Annotated in this window: 15 protein-coding genes; 4 read left to right on the forward strand and 11 right to left on the reverse strand. The window is 75.5% G+C overall.

Features of this window, described 5'->3' with window-relative positions; translation table 11 throughout:
* Window positions 1-16 precede the first annotated feature (16 nt).
* From QYM41_RS13750 to QYM41_RS13770, 5 genes are all read right to left on the reverse strand, one after another.
* Entirely contained in the window at window positions 17-1432 is a 1416-nt protein-coding gene (locus QYM41_RS13750; protein ID WP_368800339.1) for an FAD-binding oxidoreductase, read from the reverse strand.
* 231 nt (window positions 1433-1663) lie between these two features.
* On the reverse strand, window positions 1664-3214 hold the full coding sequence (locus QYM41_RS13755) for a gluconokinase (RefSeq protein ID WP_368800340.1): 1551 nt from the start codon (window positions 3212-3214) through the stop codon (window positions 1664-1666).
* Window positions 3211-4233: an L-idonate 5-dehydrogenase gene (locus tag QYM41_RS13760; RefSeq protein ID WP_368800341.1), complete on the reverse strand. Its 1023-nt coding sequence runs from the start codon at window positions 4231-4233 to the stop codon at window positions 3211-3213. Before QYM41_RS13760 ends, QYM41_RS13755 begins: the two co-directional genes overlap by 4 nt.
* A gap of 76 nt (window positions 4234-4309) precedes the next feature.
* Complete coding sequence (locus QYM41_RS13765) at window positions 4310-5077, reverse strand: SDR family oxidoreductase (protein WP_368800342.1); 768 nt, start codon at window positions 5075-5077, stop codon at window positions 4310-4312.
* A 7-nt stretch (window positions 5078-5084) separates the two neighbouring features.
* Window positions 5085-6464, reverse strand: coding sequence for a GntP family permease (locus QYM41_RS13770; RefSeq protein ID WP_368800343.1), 1380 nt, complete (start codon window positions 6462-6464; stop codon window positions 5085-5087).
* 141 nt (window positions 6465-6605) lie between these two features.
* Here QYM41_RS13770 and QYM41_RS13775 point away from each other — a divergent pair, with 141 nt between their 5' ends.
* The 3 genes from QYM41_RS13775 (at window position 6606) to QYM41_RS13785 (ending at window position 8250) form a co-directional block, all read left to right on the forward strand.
* A complete protein-coding gene (locus QYM41_RS13775) occupies window positions 6606-7325 on the forward strand; it encodes a FadR/GntR family transcriptional regulator (RefSeq protein WP_368800344.1) in 720 nt (239 codons plus the stop codon).
* An 89-nt stretch (window positions 7326-7414) separates the two neighbouring features.
* Window positions 7415-7894, forward strand: a complete 480-nt coding sequence (locus QYM41_RS13780) for a nucleoside deaminase (RefSeq protein ID WP_368800345.1) — start codon at window positions 7415-7417, stop codon at window positions 7892-7894.
* Between the two features lie 158 nt (window positions 7895-8052).
* The gene (locus QYM41_RS13785) at window positions 8053-8250 is read left to right on the forward strand and encodes an antitoxin (RefSeq protein ID WP_368800346.1); all 198 of its coding nucleotides are present in this window, start codon (window positions 8053-8055) and stop codon (window positions 8248-8250) included.
* A 168-nt stretch (window positions 8251-8418) separates the two neighbouring features.
* On the opposite strand, the gene QYM41_RS13790 is transcribed toward QYM41_RS13785, so the two are convergent.
* The 6 genes from QYM41_RS13790 to QYM41_RS13815 form a co-directional block, all read right to left on the reverse strand.
* Window positions 8419-10977 (reverse strand): excinuclease ABC subunit UvrA, encoded by a 2559-nt coding sequence (locus tag QYM41_RS13790; RefSeq protein WP_368800379.1) that lies wholly within the window; start codon window positions 10975-10977, stop codon window positions 8419-8421.
* Window positions 10978-11072: 95 nt separating this feature from the next.
* Entirely contained in the window at window positions 11073-11903 is an 831-nt protein-coding gene (locus QYM41_RS13795) for an FAD:protein FMN transferase (protein WP_368800347.1), read from the reverse strand.
* Window positions 11904-12204: 301 nt separating this feature from the next.
* A complete protein-coding gene (locus QYM41_RS13800; protein ID WP_368800348.1) occupies window positions 12205-12624 on the reverse strand; it encodes a hypothetical protein in 420 nt (139 codons plus the stop codon).
* Window positions 12625-12844: 220 nt separating this feature from the next.
* On the reverse strand, window positions 12845-13201 hold the full coding sequence (locus tag QYM41_RS13805) for a hypothetical protein (protein ID WP_368800349.1): 357 nt from the start codon (window positions 13199-13201) through the stop codon (window positions 12845-12847).
* A gap of 158 nt (window positions 13202-13359) precedes the next feature.
* The gene (locus tag QYM41_RS13810) at window positions 13360-14040 is read right to left on the reverse strand and encodes a YqjF family protein (RefSeq protein ID WP_368800350.1); all 681 of its coding nucleotides are present in this window, start codon (window positions 14038-14040) and stop codon (window positions 13360-13362) included.
* Window positions 14041-14089: 49 nt separating this feature from the next.
* Window positions 14090-14299, reverse strand: a complete 210-nt coding sequence (locus tag QYM41_RS13815) for a hypothetical protein (RefSeq protein WP_368800351.1) — start codon at window positions 14297-14299, stop codon at window positions 14090-14092.
* 215 nt (window positions 14300-14514) lie between these two features.
* Here QYM41_RS13815 and QYM41_RS13820 point away from each other — a divergent pair, with 215 nt between their 5' ends.
* Window positions 14515-15402 carry a serine hydrolase gene (locus QYM41_RS13820; RefSeq protein ID WP_368800352.1) on the forward strand — a complete coding sequence of 296 codons (888 nt, stop codon included), beginning with the start codon at window positions 14515-14517 and terminating at the stop codon, window positions 15400-15402.
* The last annotated feature ends 14 nt before the right edge of the window (window positions 15403-15416 follow it).

Raw genomic sequence — 15416 nt, forward strand, 5'->3', positions numbered from 1 at the left:
TGCTGCCCCGAGTCCATCATGCGGAGCTGTCCGCCGGCTGGCCAGGACCGGGGGACGACCGGTCCTGGCCCACCACGTGCTGGAAGCGGAGCAGGTTGTCGGGGTCGTAGAACGCCTTGGCCCGGACGAGGCGGGCGTAGACCTCCTCGGACCACGCCCGGGCGTGCTTGCTCTCCCCGCCCGGGACCCCGTGCATGTTCACGAACGCCCGCCCGGTGGACCACGGGGCCATGTCCTGCAGGATCCCGGCCAGCGCCGGGGGCGTGGCCTCGGCCACGTGGGGCGCCAGCCAGCCGATGAGCTCCAGGAAGAACGCCGCGTCCCGGCCCGAGACCGCGTCCCGGATGCCGTCCGTGCGGGCGAGGGCACCGCCCATCAGGCGGATCCCCACCTCGGGCAGCGGGCACCCGCTGTCCGGACCGGCCCGGCGCAGGAGCGTCATGACGGCGGCGGCGTCGAAGTCCCGCAGGAACTCCCCCGTGAGCACGTAGAGCCCGGGCTCGGTGGCGTCCATGTGCACCTGGTCGATGTCCCGGTAGTCCAGGGGGCCCACGAGGTCCAGGAGCGGCCGGGCGGCCTCCCGCATGGGCGCGAGCACCCGGGCCCCCTCCTCCTCCGGGCCCACCCAGCAGAAGCGCAGGTGCACCAGCATCTGCCGGTGCAGCTCCTCGGGCACGGTCGGGTCGTGCGGCATCCAGCGCAGGGCCACGGACGTGGAGGCGTGCTCCGGCAGGGTGGGCGCCCACCGGCTGAACGCGCTCAGCACGTCCTGGGCGGCGGAGCCGGGGTAGAAGATCCCGCCGCCGTAGAGCTGCTCCAGGGGGACGAGGTCGAGGGTCATGGCGGTGACGAGGCCCAGGTTGCCCTTGCCCCCGCGCAGCAGGGCGAACAGCTCCGGCTCGTGCCCGGCGTCCACCCGGCGCAGCCTGCCGTCGGGGGTGACCACCTCGAGCGCCACGACGTGGTCGGCGGCGAAGCCGAACACCCGCCCGAGCACCGGCAGCCCGCCGCCCAGGGTGTAGCCCACCGCCCCGGCGTCGCTGGCCGAGCCGTTGAGGACCGCGAGCCCGTGGGGCGCGACCGCGTCGATCACGCGGCGCCACCGCACACCGGCGCCGACCCGTGCCGTCCGGCGGACGGGGTCGACCTCCAGCTCCTGCATCCGGTGGGTGGTCACCAGCAGCCCGCCCTCCATGGGCTGGTCCGCGCCGTGGCCCGTGGACTGGATCCCCACGGGCTCGTGGTGGGCTGCCGCCCACCGCATCACGGCCACCACGTCCGCGGCGTCGGTCACGCCCACGACCAGGTCCGGGTGGTGCACGCCGGCGAGGTTGAAACCGGCGAGCTCCTCCGCGAAGCCGTCGTCCTCCGGCAGCAGGACCGGGCCGCGGACCTGCCGGTGGAGTTCCTCCACGTCCGTTCTCGCGATCATGGCGGGCCCCCTCGGCGCCGACGATCCGCGGTGCGGGGCCGGACGCTCCCGCACGCGCCGCAGAACGGGACCATTCTCCCACGCGGACGCCCCGCCGCACCCTCCGGGCAGGTCTCGGATCGGGCACCCGGGCCCCCGTCCGGCCGCAGGACCGGCCACCGGCCCGGCGCCCCCGCACATCCCGGCAGGCGTCCCGGCGGGCATCCCGGCGGGGGCCGGGCCCGGGGCCCGTCAGCCGCGCTCGAGCGGCAGGGAGGGGCCGAGCCGGCGCAGCGACGTGAACGTGGGCACGAGCGCCTCGTAGAGCTGCTCGAACACCGGCTGCAGGGACGCGTGGACCGCGGCGTCGGCCGGGTCCGGGCGCACCGTGGACTGCACCTCCACGAGGTCCGCGGCCACGTCCACGGACTCGATCAGCCCGAGCGCCTGCATCCCGAGCAGCGCGGCCCCGAACCCGGAGCCCTCGTGCCCGGAGGCGAAGGAGATGTCCGTGCCCAGCACGTCGGCCAGCAGCTGCCGCCACAGCGGGCTGCGGGCGAAGCCGCCCGTGGCCCGGATCTGCTCCACGGCCAGACCGGCCGAGCGCATCGACTGCAGGACCAGGCCGAGCTGCTGGCACACCCCCTCCAGGGCCGCCCGCACCAGGTGCTCGCGGCGGTGCGCGCGGGTGAGGCCCACGTAGGCGCCCCGGGGCAGGGAGCTCCAGTGCGGGGCGCGCTCGCTCAGCAGGTAGGGCAGCATGAGCAGACCCCCGGACCCGGCCGGGACGCTCGCCGCGAGCGCGAGCAGCTCCTCCTCCGGCTCCTCCCCCAGGTCCGGGGCGAGGGTGTCACCGGCCCAGCCCAGGACCACGCCGCCGTTGTTGATCGCCCCGCCGACCACCCAGCGCCCGGGGGTCAGGGCGTAGCAGAAGACCCGTCCCAGCGGGTCCACCACGGGACGGTCGACGACGACGCGCAGCGCCCCGCTCGTGCCGATCGAGCACGCCGCGACCCCGGGCCGGACCGCGCCCAGCCCCAGGTTGGCCAGGGGCCCGTCGCTGGCCCCCACCACGACCGGCGTGCTCGCGGGCAGCCCGGTGGCCCGGGCCCCCGTCTCCGTGAGCCCGGGCAGGACGTGCGTGGTGGGCACCAGCTCGGGCAGCTGCTCGGGCAGGATCCCGGCGAGGGCGAGGGCCTCCCCGTCCCAGGCGAGCTCGTGGATGTTCATCAGGCCGGTGGCCGAGGCCACCGAGTGGTCCGTCACGAGCGCGTTGCACAGCCGCAGCAGCACGAACTCCTTGATGCCGGCCCAGAACGCCACGCGCTCGCAGAGCTTGGGCTCCTGGTCGTGGAACCACACGAGCTTGGGCAGCGGGGACATCGGGTGCACCGGGGTGCCCGTGCGCCGGTGCAGGGCGAGCCCGCCCGCGCTGGCGCGCAGCCGCTCCGCCTGGACGCTCGCCCGGGTGTCGGCCCAGGTGACGAGCGGGGTGAGGGGCTCGCCCTCCGGCGAGAGGCCGAGCAGGCTGTGCATCGCGGCGCTGAACGACAGCCCGGCCACGCGCTGCGCCCCGACCTCCTCCACCACCGCGCGGACGGTGTCCAGCACGGCCTGCAGGATCAGCTCGGGGTCCTGCACGGCGTGGCCGGGGTGCGGCTCCGTCAGGGGGTAGCCGGCCGAGGACGCGGCGAGCTGCTCCCCGCCCACCGCGAAGGCCACCGCCTTGGTGCTCGTGGTGCCGATGTCGACGCCCACCACCACGGCCTCCGGGCGCGCGGCGCCGTCCGGGCCCGGCCTCACTGCCGCTCCCCGGCGGCCAGGGACACGAGGACCTTGCCGGAGGCCGCGGAGTCCCGGGCCGTGGCGAAGGCCTCAATGGCCTGCTCGGCGGGGAACTCGTGGGTGACCACGTCCTCGATCCCGGGGCGCGCGGCGAGCAGCTCGATCGCCTCGTCGATCTCGTGGTCGAACCGGAACGAGCCCCGCAGCTGGAGCTCCCGGGAGACCAGCGGGGCGAGGTTCACGGGCCGCGCCTCGTCCGGCACCATCCCCACCTGGACCACGACGCCGCCGCGGCGCGCGCCCACCAGCGCGGGGCCCACGGCGGCCGGCACGCCGGAGCACTCCAGCACCACGTCGAACGCCCCGGACGGGATCTGCTCGGCGCCCACCCGCACGGTCCCGTGCGCCCCGAGCCCGCGGGCCCGCTCGAGCGGGCCCTCGAGCACGTCCGTGGCCACGACCTCGGCGGCGCCGCGGGCGAGCGCGGCGGCCACGGTGAGCAGGCCGATCGGTCCCGACCCGGAGACGAGCACGCGCCGGCCCCGCACGTCGCCGGCCACGGTGAGCCCGTGCAGGGCCACGGCCAGCGGCTCGGCGAGGGCGGCCCGGCGCAGGGGCAGGCCCGCCGGGAGCAGGCGGACCATGTCCCGGCGCACCACCAGGTGCTCGCTCATCCCGCCCTGGGTGTGGGGCCAGGTGGAGGCGCTGCCCAGGTAGGCCCCGCCGGGCCACAGGTGGCGCCGGTCCTCGATGCCGGGCTGGGGCGTGCCGAACGTGGCCGGGTGGACCGTCACGGGGGTGCCCGGTGCGAGCTCGCCGGCGGGGTCCAGGTCCACCGTGCCGGAGATCTCGTGCCCGGGCACCAGGGGTTCCCGGACCGTGTACTCGCCGTTGGCGCCCTCGGCCCAGTAGTGCAGGTCCGAGCCGCACACCCCGCCGTAGGCGACCCGGAGCCGGACCTGGCCCTCGGCCGGCTCCGGGGTGGGCACCTCCTCGACGCGCAGGTCGTCCTTGCCGTGGATCACGATGGCCTTCATGGGCTCTCCTCCTGGTGCGTGCCGGACGGCGCCGCGGGGCGGTGCGTGCCGGGCGTGGTGGTGCTGCGGGTCCGGGTCAGAGGACGGAGGTCATGCCGCCGTCGACCAGGACGTTGTGCCCCGAGACGAAGCTGGAGGCGTCCGAGCAGAGGTAGACCAGCGTCCCCACGAGCTCCTCGACCTGTCCCCAGCGCCGGGCCGGGGTGCGCTCGACCACCCAGCGGTCGAAGGCCTCGTCCTCGACCAGCGCCCGGTTCATCTCGGTGGCGAAGTAGCCGGGCGAGATCGCGTTGACCTGGATGTTGTGCCGGGCGAGGTCCGCGGCCATGCCCTTGGTGAGCATGACCACCCCGCCCTTCGTGGCCGAGTACGGGGCGATGGTCTGCCGGGCGAGCACCGACTGCACGGAGCCGATGTTGACGATCTTGCCCGAGCCGCGCTCCTGCATCCCCGGGGCCACGGCCCGGGACACGTGGAACACGCTCGAGAGGTTCGCCGCGACGATGTCCTCCCAGTCCTGGGCCGCGAACTCCGCGAAGGGCGCACGGCGCTGGATCCCGGCGTTGTTCACCAGGATGTCCGGCACGCCGTGCTCGGCCAGGACCGCGTCGATCCCGGAGCGCACGGCCCCGGCGTCGGTGAGGTCGAAGGCCGCCGTGGCCGGGTCGGTGCCCGTGGCGGCGGCGATCTCGTCGCGCACCCGGGCGAGCGCGCCGGCGTCGCGCCCGTGCAGGACCACGCGGGCGCCGGCCTCGGCGAGGCCCGTGGCCAGGGCCCGCCCCAGTCCCCGGGAGGACCCGGTGACGAGGGCGAGCCGGCCGGTGATGTCGAAGACGTTGCGCACCGGGACCTCAGGCGATGTAGAAGATGACGAGGACCACGGCGAAGCCCACGACGGACTCGAGGGCCTGCTGGACCGTCCACGTCTTCAGCGTGGTCTTCACGTCCATGCCCATGAGCCGGCCCACGAGCCAGAACCCGGAGTCGTTGACGTGCCCCGCGAAGACGGAGCCGGCGGCGGTGGCCAGGACCACGGCCGCGACCTCCACGGAGTTGAAGCCGCCCGCGGCCACGGCCGGGGCCATCAGGCCGGCGGCGGTGACGAGGGCCACCGTGGCCGAGCCCTGGGCCAGGCGCAGCACCACGGCGATGATGTAGGCCGCGAAGATCACGGGCAGCCCGATGCCGTCCAGCGAGGACGCGAGGGCGTCGCCGATGCCGGAGGCGCGCAGGATGCCGCCGAACATGCCGCCGGCGCCGGTGATGAGGATGACGGAGGCGACCGGGCCCAGGGAGGAGTCGATGACCTTCTCCAGGGCGGTGCCGTGCTCGCCGCGGCGGGTGCCCAGCACGAACAGGGCCACCAGGACCGAGATCAGCAGGGCGACCGGGGACTCGCCGAGGGCGGAGAGCACCTGGAACCACTCGGCGTCCTCGGAGACGGTGCCGGCGGCGCGCAGGAAGTCCAGGCCGGTGTTCATGAAGATCAGCACGAGGGGCAGCAGCAGCAGGGCGATGATGGTGCCGACCCGCGGCGGGTTGGTGGGCTGGTCCTGGTCCACGTCCCCGAAGAAGCCCGGGACGGGCAGGACGTACTTGGTGCCCACGCGCTTGCCCCACAGGTACGCGGAGACGTACCAGAGCGGGAAGGCCAGCAGCAGGCCGATGAGCAGGACCATGCCGAGGTCGGCGCCGTAGAGCTCGGTGGCGGCCACGGGCCCGGGGTGCGGCGGCACGAAGACGTGCATGACCGAGAACGCACCCGCGGCGGGGATGCCGTAGAGGAGCACGTTGTTGCCGCTCACCCGGCGGGCGACCGCGAAGATGATCGGCAGCATGACCACGAGGCCGGCGTCGAAGAAGATCGGGAAGCCCATGATCAGGGAGGCGACGCCGAGGCCGAAGGGCGCGCGCTTCTCGCCGAAGACGTCCACGAGCTTGTCGGCGAGCGCCCGGGCGCCGCCGCTGTGCTCCACGAGCTTGCCGAGCATGGCGCCCAGGCCGATGAGCAGGGCCACCGAGCCGAGCGTGCCGCCGAAGGCGGTGACGGCGGTCTCCACGATCAGGCCCGTGGGGATGCCGGTGACGAACGCCGTCAGCAGCGCCACGAGGATGAGGGTGAGGAAGGCGTGCAGCTTGAACTTGATCACCAGGATCAGGATCAGCGCGATCGCGGCCGCTGCGATGCCGAGCAGCGGCGCGGTGCCGAGTGTCTGTGTCCAGTCTTCCACTGAGGGTCTCCGATGGTGTTGGGCCCGGGAGCGGGCGCGGGGCTCGTCGTGATCCACGACACGCGCTAGGCTGGCAGAAAAATAATACTTTTGGCAACCCGTTGACGGGATGTGCGTCACACAGGAAGAGCGGAGGCGGGGATGCACGGAGTGGAGCAGCACGCCGGGGTGCTCGACCGGCTCGGCGGGAGCATCGCCTCGGGCTCGCGTGCCCCCGGCACGGTGCTCACCCTCGCCGGGCTGGAGGAGGAGTTCGGGGTCTCCCGCACGCTCGTGCGGGAGGTGGTGCGCGTGCTCGAGTCCATGGGGATGGTGGAGTCGCGGCGGCGGGTGGGCATCACGGTGCGGCCGCCGCGGGACTGGAACCCGTTCGACCCCCGGGTGATCCGGTGGCGGCTCGCGGGTCCGGGGCGGGACGAGCAGCTGCGCAGTCTCACGGAGCTGCGGGCCGCGATCGAGCCCGTGGCCGCCCGCCTGGCCGCGGCCCGGGCCGACGGGCCCACCCGGCGGCGCCTGGTGGAGCTGGCCGCCCGGCTGCGGGAGCTCGGCGAGGCCCACCGCGGCACGGACCCCGAGTACCTGGAGGTCGACACGGCCTACCACGCGCTGCTGCTGGAGGCCAGCGGCAATCCCATGCTCTCCGCCCTGCAGGACGCGGTGGCCGAGGTGCTGTCCGGCCGCACGGCCCTGGGGCTCATGCCCCGCCGTCCGGACCCCGGCGCGCTCGAGGACCACGAGGCCACGGCGGCCGCCGTCGCCGCCGGGGACGGGGACGGGGCCGAGGCCCGGGCCCGCTCCGTGGTGGTGGAGGTGCTCGAGGGGGTCGTCGACGTCCCGGACGGCGGACCCGAGCACGGCTGACGTGCGGGGCCCGCGCCGGGCCGGCGGGATCCGCACAACGTCCCGGTCCGGGCGGCGCGGGCCGGCGCTCCGGCCCGTAGGGTGGGCCCATGGGCATCTCGGAGACCGACCGCGGACACCTGCGACGCTGCGTGGAGCTGGCCCGCGAGGCCCTCGACGCCGGGGACGAGCCGTTCGGCTCGGTCCTCGTCTCGGCCCGGGGGGAGGTGCTGTTCGAGGACCGCAACCGGGTGGCCGGCGGGGACGCGACCCGGCACCCCGAGTTCGAGATCGCCCGCTGGGCGGCCGCCCACCTGAGCCCGGAGCAGCGCTCCGTGGCCACCGTCTACACCTCGGGCGAGCACTGCCCCATGTGCTCGGCCGCCCACGCCTGGGTGGGGCTGGGCCGCATCGTGCACGCCTCCTCCTCGGCGCAGCTCGCCCGGTGGCTGCACGAGCTCGGCGTCCCTCCCGCCCCCGTCGCGCCCCTGCCGATCTCCCAGGTGGCCCCGGGCGTTCCGGTGGACGGCCCGTGCCCCGACCTGGCCCCGGCCGTGCGGGAGCTCCACGAGGCACTGCACCGCCCTTGACCCGCGAGGTTGCGGCTCACGGCGACCGGGCACGGCTGCGTCGCCGTCAGCCGCAGTCTCGGCGCGGGGGTGGCCAGATCCCCCGTCCGGGGACCAGGATGGAGGAACAGCTCCGGTGGGCGGCGCCCACCGGAACCGCTCGACGAGAGGACACGGACATGGTGGACATCGGAGGATTCGCGGACAAGGCGAAGGATTTCGCGGACCAGCACCCGGACAAGGTGCAGGAGGGCATCGACCGGGGCGGCGACGCCGTCGACGAGCGCACCGGCAACAAGTACGAGAGCCAGGTGGACCAGGGTCAGGAGAAGGCCGGGGACTTCCTCGGCACCGGCGAGCAGGACCAGCAGAACTGATTTCCGGCCGTCCCGCAGCCCCCGCCCGCCGTCCGGCGCGCGGGGGCTGCGCCGTTCCGGGGCCCCTCCCGCGCCCCCCGCGCCGAGGTCGCAGCTGACGGCGACGCAGCCGTGCCCGATGGCCGACAGCCGCCATCTCGCGGACGGGGGAAGGAGGGGCCGGACGGGTCAGGGCAGGGCTGCGGACAGGTACGGGGCCGTGCGGCTGCGGGAGCAGCCGGCCACGTCCGCCGGGGTGCCGGCGCACACGATCCGTCCGCCGGCCTCGCCGCCGGACGGACCCATGTCGAGCACCCAGTCCGACGCCGCGACCACGTCCATGGCGTGCTCCACCACCACCACGGTGTTGCCGGCGTCCACCAGGCGGTCGAGCTGGCCCAGCAGCAGCTGCACGTCCTGCGGGTGCAGTCCGGTGGTCGGCTCGTCCAGCAGGTAGAGGGTGTGGCCGCGCCGGGCCCGCTGCAGCTCGGTGGCCAGCTTGATCCGCTGCGCCTCCCCGCCCGAGAGCTCGGTGGCGGGCTGGCCCAGCCGGAGGTAGCCGAGCCCCACGTCGAGCAGCGTGCGCAGGCTGCGCGCGGCCGCCGGGACGTCGGCGAGGAACTCCGCCGCGGTCTCCACGCGCATCCCCAGCACGTCCGCGATGCTCCGGCCCCGGTGCGTCACCTCCAGCGTCTCCGGGTTGTAGCGGGCGCCGCCGCAGTCGGGGCAGGGCCCGTAGGTGCCGGGCAGGAACAGCAGCTCCACGGCGAGGAAGCCCTCGCCCTGGCAGGTCTCGCACCGGCCGCCGGTCACGTTGAACGAGAAGCGCCCGGCCCCGTAGCCGCGGGCCCGCGCCTCGTCGGTGGCCGCGTAGAGCTTGCGGACCGCGTCGAAGAGCCCCGTGTAGGTCGCCAGGTTGGAGCGCGGGGTCCGCCCGATGGGCCGCTGGTCCACGCGGATGAGCCGGTCCAGGTGCTCGAGGCCCTCGACCGCGCCCACCCGGGTCCCGGCCGCCGGCGCGCTGCCGGGGGCGTCCTCGGGATCGGCGGGCGCCGCACCGCCGTGCACGTGCCGGCCGACCGTCTCGGCCAGGACCTGGCTGACCAGCGTGGACTTGCCCGAGCCGGAGACCCCGGTGACGGCGGTGAGCACCCCCAGGGGGATCTCCGCGTCGAGGTCCACCAGGTTGTGGCGGGTGACCCCGCGCAGCCGCAGCGTCCGTCCGGCCGTCCGGGGCGTCCGGGCCGCCGGTCCGCCCTCCCGGGGACCGTCCGCGGGCGCGCCCGGGGAGCCGCCGGTGGCACCGTCCGGGGAGCCGCCCTGCGGGCCGCCGGCGGAGCCCTCCGGGGAGGTGGCGGGGAACAGGAACGGGCGCGTGGCGGACTCCGCCACCTCGGCCAGGCCGGCCACGGGCCCGCTGTAGAGCACCGCGCCGCCGCGGTCCCCGGCCTGGGGTCCCACGTCCACGATCCAGTCGGCGCGCCGCACCACGGCCATGTCGTGCTCCACCACGAACACCGAGTTCCCGGAGGCCTTCAGCTCCTCGAGCACGGCCAGCAGCGGCTCGGCGTCGGCCGGGTGCAGGCCCGCCGAGGGCTCGTCGAGGACGTAGACCACGCCGAAGAGCCCCGAGCGCAGCTGGGTGGCGATCCGCAGCCGCTGCATCTCCCCGGGGGAGAGCGTGGGCGTGGCCCGGTCCAGGCTCAGGTAGCCCAGGCCCAGGTCCAGCAGCACCTGCAGCCGCGCGAGCAGGTCCTTGGTGATGGTCACCGCGGCCTCGCTGCGCTCCCCGGAGGACGGGGCGCGGGAGGCGGTGCCGGCGTGCTCCAGGGCCGCCGTGGGCCGGACCACCTCGGCCAGTTCGCCCAGGGACGCGGCGTTGAGCTCGGCGATGCTGCGCCCCGCGAAGGTCACGGCGAGCGCCTCGGGGCGCAGGCCGCTGCCGGCGCAGGCGGGGCAGGGGCCGGTGACCACGTACTGCAGGACGCGCTCGCGCATCTGCTGGCTCGCGGAGTCCGCCAGGGTGTGCAGGACGTAGCTGCGGGCGCTCCAGAACCGGCCCTTGTAGGGCTTCGCCACCCGGTCCCGCTGCGGGGTGATCTCCACGACCGGCTGCTCCTCGGTGAACAGGATCCAGTCGCGCTCCTCCCGGGACAGCTCGCGCCAGGGCACGTCGACGTCGTGGCCGAGGTGGCTCAGGATGTCGCGCAGGTTCTTGCCCTGCCACGCCCCGGGCCACGCGGCGATCGCGCCGTCCCGGATGCTGAGCGCCGGGTCCGGGACCAGGGAGGACTCGGTGACGTCGTGCACGGTGCCCAGGCCCGAGCACTCGGGGCACGCCCCGGCGGCGGTGTTGGGCGAGAAGGCGTCCGAGTCGAGGCTCCCGGCGGCGGACTCCGGGTAGCTGCCGGCCCGGGAGAAAAGCATGCGCATCGAGTTGGAGAGGGTGGTGAGGGTGCCCACCGTGGAGCGGGAGCTGGGCGCGCCGCGCCGCTGCTGCAGGGCGACGGCCGGCGGCAGCCCGGTGATCTCCTCGACCGCGGGGTTGTGCCCCTGCTGGATGAGGCGCCGGGCGTAGGGCGCCACGGACTCCAGGTAGCGCCGCTGGGCTTCGGCGTAGATGGTGCCGAAGGCCAGGGAGGACTTCCCGGACCCGGAGACGCCGGTGAAGGCGACGATCGCGTCGCGGGGGACGTCCACGTCCACGCGGCGCAGGTTGTGCTCGGAGGCTCCCCGGACCCGGACCATCCCGGTGCGGGGGACGTCGGGGGCGGGGACCGGACTGGTGTCAGGGTGGGTGCTCACCGCCTCCACCCTAGCCACCGGCGGGGCCGGGCGCGGACTCAGCCGCTCCGGTGCCGCTCCCGGCCCACCGACCAGGCCGTGCCCGCGGGGGCGGGGTCCACCACCCAGGCCGACCATTCGCCGAGCCCGGCGAACCAGCGGGCGCCGTCCCGGCCCGCGACCACGAGGGCCGTGGCGAGCACCCCGGCCAGCCGCGCGTCGGGGCCGACGACCGTCGCGGAGCGGGCGCCCGCGGCGGGCCGTCCCGTGCGCGGGTCGACGATGTGCGCGGGACGCTCGTAGGTGCCGGACGTCGAGACCGCGCCGTCGCCGGGCAGCACCGTCCATGTGACGGCGCCGGCGTCGTCGGGGTGGCGGATCCCGACCGTCCAGGGCTCGCCGGGCGCGGCGGAGCCGCGGGTCACCACGTCCCCGGCGGCCTCGACGCAGACGTTCGCGCACCCGGCGCGGACCAGGTCGTCCGCGATCCGCTCCGCGGCCCAGGCCGTGACGTACCCGGAGGGGTCGAAGCCCCCGCGCACGGCCCACGGGTCGAAGCAGCCGCCGGTCAGCTCCCGGCCCTCCCGGCAGCGCTGGAGCACGTCCAGCACGGCGCCCTGGGCGGCGTCCCAGCGGCTGAGCCGGCGCTCGTCCAGCAGCCCGGAGCGCAGCGCCGTCACGAGCGAGTCGGGGCGGTAGGTGGAGAAGACGGCGTCGACCCACCGCATGTTGGCCACGGCCGTGTCCAGCGCGTGCTGCACGGCGCGCTCCGGGGGCAAACCCTCCTCCCCGGCGCGGACGTCCACGGTCACGGCGGTGCCCCAGATCGTCTCCCGGTGGCGGTGGCAGCGGCCCTCGGGGCGGCGCAGCTCGACGGCGGGGGCGCTCACAGACCGGCCCTCTCGAGCAGCTCCCGGCAGGCCGTGCGGTAGCCGCGCACGGCGGGGTCGGGGCCGCTCACGACGTCGACCCGCGCCGGCCGCCTCGTGAGGGTCTCCTCGTGGGGGGCGGGCGCGGTGCGGTCCTCGAGCGGCTGCGGGGGGCGTGGGGGGAACGGTGTGCGATCGATGCTTTCGACTATAGGTCGGGGGGTGCGCCCGGTCACTGGACTTTCGGGCAGGGTTCCCGGCCGGGACCGGGACGTGCGGCGGCCCCGTCCCCGGGCGGGGACGGGGCCGTGGCACGGTCCCGCTAGTCGGTGATCTCGATGACCTGCAGCGGCAGGTTGGTGCCCGGCCCGCACACCTGCGTCGCCGCCGGGCACTCCTGGATGAACCCGGACAGCACGGCCGGTCCCTCGTCGAAGGCCATGTTGAAGGCCACGGCCTGGTACTCCAGCTCCACCTCGCCGCCCTCGCAGACCCACTGCTTGAAGTAGCTGCCGTTGGCGATCTGCCCGTCGGCGACCCGCTGGGTGATGCTGAGGGAGACGAAGATGTTCGTCCCCTCGGTGCAGGAGACCGTGTACGTGCCCTGCACGGCCGCCCCCTCGGCGAGCCGGGTGGCGTCGCTGATGTCGTAGATCTCCATCGCCTGCGCCGGTGCGGCCGCGACGAGGCCGATCCCTGCGGCGAAGGCGGCGGCCGTGACTGCCCTGGTGGTTCTTCTCATGGTTCTGTCCCATCCGGTGGAGAAGCGAGGACCGCTTCGCGACTGGTGCCGGCCCGCGGCGCGTTCCCCCGAACGCCCCTGGACCCCGTGTCTGGTACGACGTCACCAACGTAGGCGCAGGTCAGCGGTCATCGGCACGCATGCGCGAAGATGACGGACACGATTCGGACACGGCACGGACGCCCCGCGGGGCGGGCACCGGGGCGGGACGGGAGGCGGCTCAGAACGCGTCGTCGATGGGCACCGGGCGGCCCTGCCGGTCGTAGTAGTAGGCCCCCGGCGGCTCCGGCTCGTCGTCGCCGAGGCCCTCCGGGGACGTGGCCGGGAGGAGGGCACCCGCCTCCCGGGCGGTCACCGCGAGCACGCCCACGGCCGTGAGCAGCAGCAGCGCCACCGCCACCAGGGGTCCCGCGGGCACGGCCCGGACCAGCACGGCCAGGACCAGGGTCAGGGCGAGCAGCAGGAGCAGCACCCCCGTGGCGGCCGGCTCGAACGCGCGGGCGGGGCGCCCCCCGGAGGGCGTCCCGCCGGGGAACTCCGGCAGCTGGGGCAGCTCGGGAACGAGCGGAGAGGTCACGGCGGGGCCTTTCGCGTCCGGCTCCCCCCGGCGGCGCGGTCCCGGGGGCGAGCGCCTCCGGCGGCGACCTCGACCGGGTCCCCGGTCGCTCCCGCAGGAGGTGGTCCCATCCTGTCCTTCCGCCCGCCCGCACGCCTGCCCACACTTGTGGGGCCGGCTCAGGGGGACGGCACCGTCCGGGGGCGCCCGATCCGCGTCCGGAGGCCGGGCGAGAACAGCACCGACTCGGGCGGGCCGTGCACGTCGAGGCCCGCGGCGGCCACCAGCCCGTCCTCGAGGTGCGTGGTCGTGGCGGGGTGCAGCGGCCACGGTCCGTGCTCGATGGGCACGTGCACGGTCCGGCCCCCGGAGCGGCTGTGCAGGCCGAAGCGGGCGGTGAGCTCCAGCGACAGCGCGTCGTCGGCCGTGGCGTCCCGGTCCGCGCGCACCGCGAACGAGGACCCGGCCCCGCCGCGCCACCGCCGCACGTCGTAGCCGTGGGCGGGCTCCGCCCCGTCCGTGAAGACGGCCCGGCACCGCGACCACACGTAGGGGATGCCGGCGGCCCGGGCGCCGAGGACCACCGCGAGCCGCGGGGCGTCGAGGGACAGGAAGACCACTCCGCGGGTGCCGTCCGGCTCGCGGGAGTACAGGCGCACGTTGATCTCGGGGAAGCTGCCGAGCCACGGCAGGGGCACCGCGGCTCCGAGCCGGATCCGGTGCATGCGGAAGCCGACGAGCCCCACCCAGGCGGAGCCGTCGACCACGTCGGCACGGACCCCCGGCGGCATCCGGGCCGCCGCCGCGGCCACGGGGATCCGCCAGTGCAGGAAGACCGCGTCCTCCCAGCGCTGGTCCATCAGGGTCGGGCGGGGCAGCCCCGGCGCCGCCGGCCAGGGACCCGCCGGCTCAGCCGTCGTCGTCCTGCTCGGCCGGGCCCTCGCCCTCCGTGGGGCTCTCGCCCTCGGGCGCGGTCTCGCCCTCGGCGGGAGCCTCCTGCTCCGTGCCCTCCTCGCCGCCGGAGCCGGTCTCGTCGCAGCCCGCGACCCCCAGCGCGGCGAAGGACAGGACGCCGATCGCCAGCAGCCTCCGCCAGCGGCTCTGCTCTGCAGCACCCATGACGCCTCCTCCGTGGTCCCGCGCGGACGTCGTCCGCGCGGATCCTCACAGGCAAGCACTCTTCCCCCACCGGTTCAAGGGACGGGTGCCGGATTGACGGAACATGTCCAGGGACATTCCAGGCCGCGGCCGGTACGGTCGACAGCGGGACCGGAGCCGCCCGCCGGGGCGGTCCCGGACCTGTCCGTCGTCCGTCCGGGAACGAAAGGCGCACCGTGCGCACGATCCGTCGGGACCGCCGAGCCGGCCGCACCGCGGCACCGGGGCTCGCCCTGCTCCTCGCCGTCCTGCTCGGCGCCTGCGGCGGGGACGGGACCGGCGACCTGACGGCGGCCGCCCCCACGGCCGACCCCGCCGCCGAGGAGCTGGCGCAGCACCTCGAGGAGCTCTCCGGGGAGGTGCCCGGGGAGCTCGGGGTCGTGCTGCTGGACCCCGAGGGCACGGAGGTGGTCTCCCGCGAGGAGGACCGCCCCTTCACGAGCGCGAGCCTCTACAAGCTCTTCCTCGCCCACGCGGTCCTCGACGAGGTCGACCGCGGCACGATCACCCTCCAGGACGCCGTGCCGGGGCTGGGGACCACGGTCGAGCAGGCCCTCGACGTGATGATCAGCTGGTCCGACAACGCCTCCGGCGCGGCGCTGGGCGGGTGGCTCGGGTGGCAGGAGGTCGGGGACTTCGCGCACGAGCAGGGGTTCACGGCGACCACGTTCGACCCCGACACCGGGTCCGAGGACGTCGTGGCGATGACCACCACCCCCGCCGACGTCGCCGCGTTCCTGGACCGCCTGCGCCGGGGCGAGCTGCTGTCCGGGTCCTCGACCGAGCTGCTCCTGGGCTTCCTCGAGGAGCAGCACCTCGACTACGCGCTGTCCTCGGGCTTCTCCCCGGACGTCGGCTTCGCGCACAAGACCGGCCTGCTGCAGGACGTCTCGCACGACGCGGGGATCGTCGCGCTCGGCGGCCACGACTACGTCGTGGCCGTGCTGACCGACGGCTGGTCCGACTACGAGGACTCGGCCCCCTGGTTCGGGGACGCCGGGCGGGAGATCGAGGCGTACGTGCGCGCGGACACCGCCGCCCCGGCACTGACGCCGTCCCCGTGAGGGCGGCCCGGGCC

It is taken from the genome of Kocuria oxytropis (assembly GCF_040981195.1).
Classification (GTDB): Bacteria; Actinomycetota; Actinomycetes; order Actinomycetales; family Micrococcaceae; genus Kocuria; species Kocuria oxytropis.

What these genes read in the sequence shown, in the direction of transcription:
- QYM41_RS13790 (WP_368800379.1), bottom strand. Translation starts at nt 10,977, where the DNA reads ATGGTCCGGGTCCGGGGAGCCTCCGAGCACAACCTGCGCCGCGTGGAC.
- QYM41_RS13815 (WP_368800351.1), bottom strand. Translation starts at nt 14,299, where the DNA reads ATGGGTGCTGCAGAGCAGAGCCGCTGGCGGAGGCTGCTGGCGATCGGC.
- QYM41_RS13775 (WP_368800344.1), top strand. Translation starts at nt 6,606, where the DNA reads ATGCACGGAGTGGAGCAGCACGCCGGGGTGCTCGACCGGCTCGGCGGG.
- QYM41_RS13800 (WP_368800348.1), bottom strand. Translation starts at nt 12,624, where the DNA reads ATGAGAAGAACCACCAGGGCAGTCACGGCCGCCGCCTTCGCCGCAGGG.
- QYM41_RS13780 (WP_368800345.1), top strand. Translation starts at nt 7,415, where the DNA reads ATGGGCATCTCGGAGACCGACCGCGGACACCTGCGACGCTGCGTGGAG.
- QYM41_RS13810 (WP_368800350.1), bottom strand. Translation starts at nt 14,040, where the DNA reads ATGGACCAGCGCTGGGAGGACGCGGTCTTCCTGCACTGGCGGATCCCC.
- QYM41_RS13760 (WP_368800341.1), bottom strand. Translation starts at nt 4,233, where the DNA reads ATGAAGGCCATCGTGATCCACGGCAAGGACGACCTGCGCGTCGAGGAG.
- QYM41_RS13750 (WP_368800339.1), bottom strand. Translation starts at nt 1,432, where the DNA reads ATGATCGCGAGAACGGACGTGGAGGAACTCCACCGGCAGGTCCGCGGC.
- QYM41_RS13785 (WP_368800346.1), top strand. Translation starts at nt 8,053, where the DNA reads ATGGTGGACATCGGAGGATTCGCGGACAAGGCGAAGGATTTCGCGGAC.